This is a genomic window from Pseudomonas violetae, from assembly GCF_023072615.1.
Classification (GTDB): Bacteria; Pseudomonadota; Gammaproteobacteria; order Pseudomonadales; family Pseudomonadaceae; genus Aquipseudomonas; species Aquipseudomonas violetae.
In genome coordinates, this window is sequence record NZ_JAKNRW010000070.1 from 1 (window position 1) to 9214 (window position 9214).

Annotated in this window: 10 protein-coding genes; 8 read left to right on the top strand and 2 right to left on the bottom strand. The window is 59.4% G+C overall.

The window, feature by feature from the left end; all coding sequences use genetic code 11:
* Positions 1-372 (bottom strand): primosomal protein N' family DNA-binding protein (locus L9059_RS30105; protein ID WP_486969862.1); only part of this gene is annotated, 372 nt, incomplete at its 3' end.
* A 289-nt stretch (positions 373-661) separates the two neighbouring features.
* On the opposite strand from L9059_RS30105, the gene rpmE reads away from it, so the two are divergent.
* The 3 genes from rpmE (at position 662) to L9059_RS30120 (ending at position 3158) form a co-directional block, all read left to right on the top strand.
* A complete protein-coding gene (gene rpmE, locus L9059_RS30110; protein WP_045061944.1) occupies positions 662-892 on the top strand; it encodes a 50S ribosomal protein L31 in 231 nt (76 codons plus the stop codon).
* Positions 893-918: 26 nt separating this feature from the next.
* Positions 919-1707, top strand: coding sequence for a thermonuclease family protein (locus tag L9059_RS30115; RefSeq protein ID WP_247295959.1), 789 nt, complete (start codon positions 919-921; stop codon positions 1705-1707).
* 182 nt (positions 1708-1889) lie between these two features.
* A complete protein-coding gene (locus L9059_RS30120) occupies positions 1890-3158 on the top strand; it encodes a malic enzyme-like NAD(P)-binding protein (protein ID WP_247295869.1) in 1269 nt (422 codons plus the stop codon).
* 197 nt (positions 3159-3355) lie between these two features.
* On the opposite strand, the gene L9059_RS30125 is transcribed toward L9059_RS30120, so the two are convergent.
* Positions 3356-5791 (bottom strand): penicillin-binding protein 1A, encoded by a 2436-nt coding sequence (locus L9059_RS30125; RefSeq protein ID WP_428480309.1) that lies wholly within the window; start codon positions 5789-5791, stop codon positions 3356-3358.
* Positions 5792-6010: 219 nt separating this feature from the next.
* Here L9059_RS30125 and L9059_RS30130 point away from each other — a divergent pair, with 219 nt between their 5' ends.
* From L9059_RS30130 to L9059_RS30150, 5 genes are all read left to right on the top strand, one after another.
* Positions 6011-7075, top strand: a complete 1065-nt coding sequence (locus L9059_RS30130) for a type IV pilus assembly protein PilM (protein WP_247295880.1) — start codon at positions 6011-6013, stop codon at positions 7073-7075.
* A complete protein-coding gene (locus L9059_RS30135) occupies positions 7075-7641 on the top strand; it encodes a PilN domain-containing protein (RefSeq protein ID WP_247295883.1) in 567 nt (188 codons plus the stop codon). The genes L9059_RS30130 and L9059_RS30135 overlap by 1 nt, the downstream gene beginning before the upstream one ends.
* Positions 7638-8261 (top strand): type 4a pilus biogenesis protein PilO, encoded by a 624-nt coding sequence (gene pilO / locus L9059_RS30140; RefSeq protein WP_247295919.1) that lies wholly within the window; start codon positions 7638-7640, stop codon positions 8259-8261. Before L9059_RS30135 ends, pilO begins: the two co-directional genes overlap by 4 nt.
* The gene (locus L9059_RS30145) at positions 8258-8785 is read left to right on the top strand and encodes a pilus assembly protein PilP (protein ID WP_247295922.1); all 528 of its coding nucleotides are present in this window, start codon (positions 8258-8260) and stop codon (positions 8783-8785) included. The genes pilO and L9059_RS30145 overlap by 4 nt, the downstream gene beginning before the upstream one ends.
* A gap of 13 nt (positions 8786-8798) precedes the next feature.
* A partial coding sequence (locus L9059_RS30150; RefSeq protein ID WP_247295940.1) for an AMIN domain-containing protein occupies positions 8799-9214 on the top strand: 416 nt, incomplete at its 3' end.

Below are 9214 nucleotides of genomic sequence, written 5' to 3' on the forward strand. Positions count from 1 at the left end.
GGCGGACCAGAAACGCTCCTGGCGCGCTTCGGCCAGCTCGCCCTGGCGCAGCAGCACGGGCAGCGCCCAGCTCAAGGTGTCGCCGAGGCTGTGCTGGTAATACTGGGAGGTCCACAGGCACAGTTTGAACAGTGCTGGTGGCAAAGGCGCCGTGTTGTCGAGCAGGGCCAGGGCTGGCTTGAGCTTATCAGCGGGCACTTCGCTGGTGTCGGTGACCTCCACCAGGATCCCGATCATCTCCCTGCGGCCGAACGGCACCCGCAGGCGCATGCCTGGTTGCAACTGGGCACGCAGGACCCCGGCGGGAGCACGGTAATCGAACAGGCGGCGCAGGGGCGAAGGCAGGGCTAGGCGCAGAATGGCGTCGGGCACGCGGAGGAGTCTCTGTGGGCGAGCAATAAATGCAGGCTGGGCATGAAACCTGTGGGAGCGGGCTTGCTCGCGAAAGAGTTGATTCAGACGCCATGATGCGACCTGATACTCCGCTTTCGCGAGCAAGCCCGCTCCCATAGGGAGGGTGCTTTACGTCGCGAGCCTAGCAGACGGTCGGTAGAAGGGACAGCTTGCGTGATTGGGATTGTCTGGTAGAATCCGCGGCCTAATTACGTGCGGTATTCAACAATAGTGTTGAGTGGCGGCACGCTAGCCTGAGGAATACACCATGAAAGCCGATATCCATCCAGCATACGAAACCATCCTGGTAACTTGCAGCTGCGGCAACAAGTTCGAAACTCGTTCGAACCTGTGCAAGCCACTGGGTACTGACGTATGCAACGAGTGCCACCCGTTCTACACCGGTAAGCAGAAGACTCTGGATACTGGCGGCCGTGTACAGCGCTTCGCAGACCGTTTCGGCGCTTTCGGCAAGAAAGCTCCTGCTGCTGCAGAGTAAGGTTGAAGAGCCCTTTGGGCCTTTCCTTGCTATTGAAAAAGGCGTCCCTCGCGGGCGCCTTTTTTGTGTCCGCGATTTGGCTCTCAGGTGCCCACGCCTTCTGCCCTGCACCCAAAAGCCTGGCGCCGGCCACAGTGCAGCGAGTGGTGGACGGGGATACGTTGCGGCTGAGCGATGGCCGCAGTGTACGGATGATCGGCTTGAATACCCCGGAGCTGGGCAAGAAAGGTCGCACTGACGAGCCCTTCGCTGTCGCGGCGCGCCAGCGTCTGGAAGCCCTGGTGGCTGCCAGCGGCGGACGGGTCGGTCTGCTTCCCGGAAAAGAGCGCAAAGACCATTACGGCCGAACCCTGGCTCACGTCTACAACGCCGAGGGTGCCAACCTGGAAGCGCAAATGCTTGCCGAGGGCCTGGGTTTTCAGGTGGCAGTAGCCCCGAATATTGATCTGGCGGCCTGCCAGCAAGCCGCCGAGCAGACTGCTCGCCAGGCCAGGTTGGGGATATGGCGCCAGTCCCCCGTACTCGAAGCAGGGCAAATCAGCGGTTCGGGGTTTGCTGTTCTGAGTGGCGTTGTGAGCAAGGTTCAGCGCAATGGCGGTGGCGTTTGGATCGAATTGCAGGATTCAGTTGTTCTGCGGGTTGCACCCAATCTGCTGAAGCGCTTCGACTTATCGGTGCTGGAGCGGCTGCAGGGCAGGCAGGTCGAGGCTCGTGGTTGGGTTGTGGATCGGGCGCGGCGTGGCGGATTGAAAAACGGTCAGGCACGCTGGTTATTGCCATTGACCGATCCGGTAATGCTTCAGACGGCTCCCTGAGAAAAAATTGTAGACATTTTTTATGTCGATTGTGAACAGTCCATCCCTTGTGTTCCGCGGCTCTTGGCCCAAAGTCGTAGGGCGAGGCGCTTGACAGGGGTGACTGGTCAGTCTTGTGGGGACTTTACGAGGCGCGTATCCTCGCTGACCAGTCTGTCCAACAGTAAAAGCGGAATGCCCCCATGTCTGATTTGAAAACTGCCGCTCTCGAATATCACGCCCATCCTCGTCCAGGTAAGCTGAGTGTCGAGCTCACCAAGGCCACCGCTACCGCCCGCGACCTGTCGCTGGCCTACAGCCCCGGCGTAGCCGAACCAGTACGCGAAATCGCCCGCGATCCTGAACTGGCCTACAAATACACCGGTAAAGGCAACCTGGTTGCAGTCATTTCCGATGGCACCGCGATTCTGGGCTTGGGTAACCTCGGCCCATTGGCTTCCAAGCCAGTGATGGAAGGTAAAGGCGTGCTGTTCAAGCGCTTCGCCGGCATCGACGTTTTCGACATCGAAGTCGACTCCGAAAGCCCGCAAGCCTTCATCGACACCGTCAAGCGCATCTCTATCACCTTCGGTGGTATCAACCTGGAAGACATCAAGGCGCCTGAGTGCTTTGAAATCGAGCGTGCTCTGATCGAGCAGTGCGACATTCCGGTATTCCACGATGACCAGCACGGCACTGCGATCGTTACCGCAGCCGGCATGATCAACGCCCTGGAAATCGCTGGCAAAACTCTCGCTGACGCCAAGATCGTCTGCCTGGGCGCCGGTGCGGCTGCCATCTCCTGCATGAAATTGCTGGTGAGCATGGGCGCCAACATCGAAAACATCTTCATGGTTGACCGTACCGGTGTGATCCACTCCGGCCGTGACGACCTGAACCAGTACAAGGCCGTGTTCGCTCACGCCACCGAAAAGCGCACCTTGGCTGACGCCCTGACCGGTGCTGATGTGTTCGTTGGCCTGTCCGGCCCGAACCTGTTGAGCGCTGAAGGCCTGAAATCCATGGCGGCCAACCCGATCGTGTTCGCGTGCTCGAACCCAGATCCGGAAATCTCCCCGGAACTGGCGCACGCCACCCGTGACGACGTGATCATGGCCACCGGCCGTTCGGACTACCCGAACCAGGTCAACAACGTACTGGGCTTCCCGTTCATCTTCCGCGGTGCCCTGGACGTTCGCGCCAAGCGCATCAACGAAGAAATGAAAGTGGCTGCAGCCAACGCCCTGCGTGAATTGGCCAAACTGCCGGTGCCTCAGGAAGTGTGCGACGCCTACGGCGGCATCAAGCTGGAATTCGGTCGTGAGTACATCATCCCGAAACCAATGGATGCTCGCCTGATCACCGTGATCTCCGATGCCGTGGCCAAGGCTGCGATCGAGAGCGGCGTAGCGACCCTGCCGTATCCGAAGAACTACCCGCTGAAGAGCGTGGACGATGTGTTCAACGGCTAAGCCGTAGGTATCAGGAAAACCCGGTCATTGGCCGGGTTTTTTATTGGAAAGTCAAAAAATCGCAGCCTTCGGCAGCGCCTACCTGAGAATGCGTTCCCTCTGTAGGCGCTGCCGAAGGCTGCGATCTTTTGATCCTGGCCCTAAAAAAATGCCCCGCGCTTCTCTCGAAGGCGGGGCTTTTGGTTTGCGCTACTCGATCAGAACAAATCGATTGGTGCACCTTCATCTGCCGGCAGCGGGCTGCCTGGTGCAGAGCCGCTTCCCAGTTCGCTTCCGGTCGGTGGCGTGTCTTCGGCTTTGAACAGCTCGAAGTAAGCGCCAGGCGTGCCTGGGGAGGCTGCACGGCCGCTGACCGGGTCAACCCGCAGGCTCAGGATGCCTTCCGGTTCAGGTTGGGTGTGAGGGGGCTTGTCCTTGAGCGCAGCGGCCATGTAGTTCATCCAGATCGGCAGCGCCACAGTGCCACCGTACTCCCTGCGGCCCAGGCTTTCAGGCTGGTCAAAGCCGGTCCAGACGGTGGTCACGTAGTCGGCGTTGTAGCCGGAGAACCAGGCGTCCTTGGATTCGTTGGTCGTACCGGTTTTCCCCGCGATGTCACTGCGGCCCAAGGCCAGTGCGCGGCGGCCGGTGCCGCGTTTGATCACATCTTCGAGCATGCTGTTGAGGATATAAGTGGTGCGGCTATCGACAATGCGTTCGGCCACTGCAGGTGCCTGCGCAGGCTGGGCGCTTGCACTGTCCCCAGGGGTTGCATTGACCGTGAAGGCGCTGGCGGCTGGCGCGGCGATGCCGTCGCTGACGACTTCGCCCTTGGGCACGCTTGGCGGGTTGGCAGCGAACAGCGGGTCACCGTTGCGGCTCTCGACCTTTTCGATCAGGTACGGGACAACTTTGTAGCCGCCGTTGGCAAAGGTGCTCCAGCCGGTGGCGATTTCCATTGGTGTCAGGGTTGCGGTGCCCAGCGCCAGGGACAAGTTGCGCGGCAAGTCCTGCTTGTTGAAGCCGAACTTGGTGATGTAGTCGATGGTGCGGTCGATGCCCAATGCCTGCACCAGGCGGATCGACACCAGGTTGCGCGACTTGTACAGGCCTTCACGCAGGCGAATCGGGCCGAGGAAGGTGTTGGTGTCGTTCTTCGGACGCCAGACCTTGTCCAGGTATTCGTCGACGAACACGATCGGTGCGTCGTTCACCAGGCTGGCGGCGGTGTAGCCGTTATCCAGAGCGGCGCTATAGACGAATGGCTTGAAGCTTGAGCCCGGCTGACGCTTGGCTTGCATGGCCCGGTTGTAATTGCTCTGTTCGAAGGCAAAACCGCCCACCAGTGAGCGAATGGCACCGTTTTGCGGGTCGAGGGAAACAAGTGCGCCCTGGGCCTGCGGAATCTGGCTGAACTTCAGCGAGTTGTCCGGCTGGCGCTGCACGCGCACCAGGTCGCCGACCTGGGCGACATCGGCTGGCTGCTTCGGATTGGCGCCCATGCTGTTGGTGTTGAGGAACGGTCGCGCCCATTTCATCGTATCCCAGCTGACGTGTTCCTCGCCGGTGCGGGTCAGCACTTGCAGGCCGTTCTTGTCGACCTGGGTGACGATGGCGGGTTCGAGGCTGCTGATGGTGCGCTGTTTGGTCAGTTCGGTGCCCCAGGCCTCGCGGGTCTTGCCCGGCAGGCGCGATTCAGGGCCGCGATAACCGTGGCGCTGATCGTAGGTCATCAAGCCTTCATGGAGCGCTGTGTTGGCCATTTCCTGCAGGTTACTCGACACCGTGGTGGTTACGCGAAAGCCCTCGGTATAAGCATCGCTGCCATAGCGGCCGACCATTTCGGCGCGGGCCATTTCGGCAATGTAGGGCGCGTTCACTTCGGGTGTCGGTACGTGATAGCTGGCGTTGAGCGGCTCATTGATTGCTGCGGTATAGTCGGCTTCACTGATCTTGCCAAGCTTGTACATGCGCCCGAGGATCCAGTCTCGCCGCTCCTTGCTGCGGGTCGGGTTGGCCAGCGGATTGAAGCGCGATGGGGCTTTTGGCAGGCCCGCAATCATCGCCATCTGCGCCAGGCTGATGTCACGGATGGACTTGCCGTAGTACACCTGCGCAGCAGCTTCGATGCCATACGCTCGGTTACCCAGGTAGATCTTGTTAACGTACAGCTCGAGGATTTCGTCCTTGGTCAGCTGGCGTTCAATTTGCAGGGCCAGGAGGATTTCGGTGGTTTTGCGCGAGAAGCTGCGCTCGCTGGTCAGGAAGAAGTTCTTCGCCACCTGCATGGTGATGGTGCTGCCGCCGGACTGGATATGGCCGCTTTTCACCAGTTGGGTGGCGGCACGCATCAGGCTGCTCGGATCAACGCCATAGTGGTTGGCAAAATTATCGTCTTCAGCACTTAGTAACGCATTAATGAAATTCGGCGGAATGTCAGCGAAACGGATCGGGGTCCGGCGCATTTCGCCAAATTCTGCAATCAACTTGTCGTCACTGCTGTATACCCGTAGTGGAATCTGCAACTGAATACTTCTCAGCGCCTCCACAGACGGTAATCCGGGACTAAGGTAAAGATAGGCGCCACTCAGACTCAGGAGCAGTCCGCAGAAAACGGCGACGATGGACCAACCGAAAAATTTCAGCAGACGAATCAAGGCGTTTGGATATCCAGGGCAAAGAATGAGTTTGGCATCAGGGGCCGTTGAAAGGGTAACGTCCCGAGCTTGGAGTAAAATCTGGTAAAAAATCGCTGGGCATTATAAGCATTTTTCCGTCGCAGGGCGTCATTTGCGCTGCTGTCAAGACGGGCGGGCTGAACGCAGTGGACATTAAAGAGTCCGTAACTCACGGATAGTCATAGGGAATGGGTAGTGCTAGGACTCTTCAATAAAAAGGCTAATACGCTTCTGGGAATCGACATCAGCTCCACGTCGGTGAAGCTTCTGGAGTTGAGCCGTCAAGGCGAGCGCTACCGGGTTGAGGCTTATGCAGTCGAGCCTCTGCCTGCCAATGCAGTCATCGAAAAAAATATCGCGGAGCTTGAAGGTGTGGGGCAGGCGTTGTCGCGTGTGCTGCTAAAGGCCAGGACCAATCTCAGGAATGTGGCCGTGGCAGTGGCCGGCTCGGCCGTGATCACCAAGACGATTGAGATGGATGCCGGGCTTTCTGACGACGAGCTGGAAAATCAGCTGAAGATCGAGGCCGATCAATACATTCCCTATCCCTTGGACGAAGTCGCCATCGACTTCGAAGTCCAGGGTGCTTCGGTGCGAAATCCGGCACGAGTCAATGTCCTGCTGGCCGCCTGCCGAAAGGAAAATGTCGAGGTGCGTGAAGCGGCCCTGGCGCTGGCCGGCCTCACTGCGCGGGTGGTCGATGTCGAGGCCTATGCGCTGGAGCGCTCGTTCGGCCTGCTGACCGGCCATCTGGCCAGCCCCCAGGGGCAGTCGACCGTGGCCGTGGTCGACATCGGTGCGACCATGACCACTCTCAGTGTCTTGCATAAAGGGCGGATCATCTACACCCGCGAGCAATTGTTCGGTGGCCGTCAACTGACCGAAGAAATCCAGCGCCGCTACGGTCTGACCCTTGAACAGGCAGGGTTGGCGAAAAAACAGGGCGGTTTGCCGGACGATTACGTCAGTGAGGTATTGCAGCCGTTTCGCGACGCGCTGGTGCAACAGGTCTCCCGTTCATTGCAGTTCTTTTTCGCTTCGGGCCAATACAATTCGGTCGACCATATTCTGTTGGCCGGAGGCACGGCGTCAGTCCCAGGGCTGGATCGCTTGATCGAGCAGCGCCTGAATACGCCGACCCAGGTGGCCAATCCATTTTCCGACATGACCCTGAGCAGCAAGGTCAACGCCGGTGCCCTGGCCAGTGATGCGCCGGCACTGATGATCGCTTGCGGGCTGGCACTCAGGAGTTTTGACTGATGGCGCGGATCAATCTTCTACCCTGGCGCGAGGAGCTGCGCGAGGAACGTCGCAAACGCTTTCTGTTGATCCTTGTGGGGGTTCTGGTGGGCTCGGTGGGGGCGATACTGATTGCGGACCAAGTCATCACTGCCGCCATTGACCGGCAGCTCGCCCGTAACGATTACATTGGCAAACAGATCTCCGTGGTCGATGAGCGGATCAAGCAGATCAGCGACTTGAAGGCACGCCGCCAGCAGCTTATCGAGCGTATGCGCATCATCCAGGACTTGCAGGGCAATCGGCCAATCAGTGGGCGGATATTCGACCAGCTGGCGCGCACGTTGCCGGACGGGGTGTATTTCACCGAAGTCAAAATGGTTGGCAAGACCTTGTCCATCACCGGAGCCGCCGAGTCCAATAACAGAGTGTCAGACCTGATGCGCAATCTCGATGGCTCCGACTGGTTCGACGCCCCCAGCCTGACTGAGGTCAAGGCCACCACTGCGGGTCAGCTCGACCAGGCGAACGTCTTCCAGTTGACGGTTCGACAGACCCAGCCCGCGGCCGTGGAGGATGGTCAATGAGCCCGTCCGAATGGTTCGCCGGATTACGCAATGTCGATATCAATGACCTGGACACCAATAACATCGGCTCCTGGCCGCCAGCGATCAAGGCGATCACGGGTGGGCTGCTGATGGTGCTGGTACTGGCCCTGGGGTATCACTTCTATCTCAGCGACCTGGAAAACCAGTTGAACAGCAAGCGTGAGCAAGAGTTGACGCTCAAGGAGCAGTTCACGTCCAAAGCGCGCATGGCCGCGAATCTCGAGCTGTATACCCAGCAGATGAAAGAGATGGAAAACTCCTTTGGCGTGTTGCTGCGCCAGTTGCCCAGTGACACCGAGGTGCCGGGCCTGCTGGAGGACATCACTCGCACCGGGCTGGGTAGTGGGCTTGAGTTCGAAGAGATCAAGTTGCTGCCGGAAGTTACTCAGCAGTTCTATATCGAATTGCCGATCCAGATTACCGTTACCGGGGCGTATCACGACCTGGCCACCTTCGTCAGCGGAGTGGCCGGGTTGCCCCGGATCGTCACGCTGCATGACTTCGACATTGCAGCGGCCAACCCCGAAGGTGGGGCGAAGTTGCGCATGAGCATCCTGGCCAAGACGTACCGCTATAACGACAAGGGGGCGCAAAAATGAGCCCGATCCGTTGTTTGGCAATGGTGCTCGTAGTGCTAGGGTTGGCCGGTTGTGGCAAGGGTGACGACGTCAGCGATCTTGATGCCTACATGAACGAAGTTCGCCTGCGCCCGCCGGGAAAAATAGAGCCAACGCCGATTTTTCGCTCCTACCCGACGTTCACCTACAGCGCCGCCAACCTGCGAAGCCCGTTTTCCCGACAGGTCAGGGTGGACCTGGCTGGCCAGAAACACGGCGCGCGTAACGTCAAGCCCGATCCTGCCCGGGTCAAGCAGTATCTGGAAGGTTTCAACATCGAACAGTTTGAAATGGTCGGCACGATTTCCAATGCAACCGGTTCCTTTGCGCTGTTGCGCGGGGCAGGCGGCGTGCACCGCCTGAAAGTCGGTGACTATCTTGGGCGCAACGATGGACGCATTGTCGCCATCAGCGGCTCGCAGGTCGATGTGGTCGAAATCGTTCCCGACGGCCAGGGGGCCTGGCTGGAACGGCCACGAACCATACCTTTGAAAGAGCACTCATAGTGGGACTCGAATAATGAACAGGATTTTCTCAGCCCTCGGTATTTCGCTATGGATAGCGCTGATTTCACCGATGGCAGTAGCGGCCAATCTGAAGACGCTGGATGTTGCGGCATTGCCTGGGGATCGGGTCGAGTTGAAGTTGTCGTTCGATGGCGCGCCCCCGGCGCCTCAGGGATACACGACCGAGTCACCGGCGCGGATTGCGCTGGACCTGCCCGGTGTGGTGAGCCAGCTGGCAAGCAAGACCCGCGACCTGGGCGGCGGCAATGCCCGCAGTGCCACGGTGGTGGAAGCCAAGGACCGGACGCGACTGATCATCAACCTGACGCAGCTGTCCCCCTATACCGCGCGAGTCGAAGGCAACAATCTGTTTGTCGTGGTCGGCCAGGGAGCCAGCAAGCCTGCATCGCGGCCCGCCGCCAGCGCGTC

Excerpts from the sequence above, each read along its gene's own strand:
- L9059_RS30135 (WP_247295883.1), top strand. The coding sequence starts at position 7,075 with ATGGCGCGGATCAATCTTCTACCCTGGCGCGAGGAGCTGCGCGAGGAA.
- L9059_RS30120 (WP_247295869.1), top strand. The coding sequence starts at position 1,890 with ATGTCTGATTTGAAAACTGCCGCTCTCGAATATCACGCCCATCCTCGT.
- rpmE (WP_045061944.1), top strand. The coding sequence starts at position 662 with ATGAAAGCCGATATCCATCCAGCATACGAAACCATCCTGGTAACTTGC.
- pilO (WP_247295919.1), top strand. The coding sequence starts at position 7,638 with ATGAGCCCGTCCGAATGGTTCGCCGGATTACGCAATGTCGATATCAAT.
- L9059_RS30145 (WP_247295922.1), top strand. The coding sequence starts at position 8,258 with ATGAGCCCGATCCGTTGTTTGGCAATGGTGCTCGTAGTGCTAGGGTTG.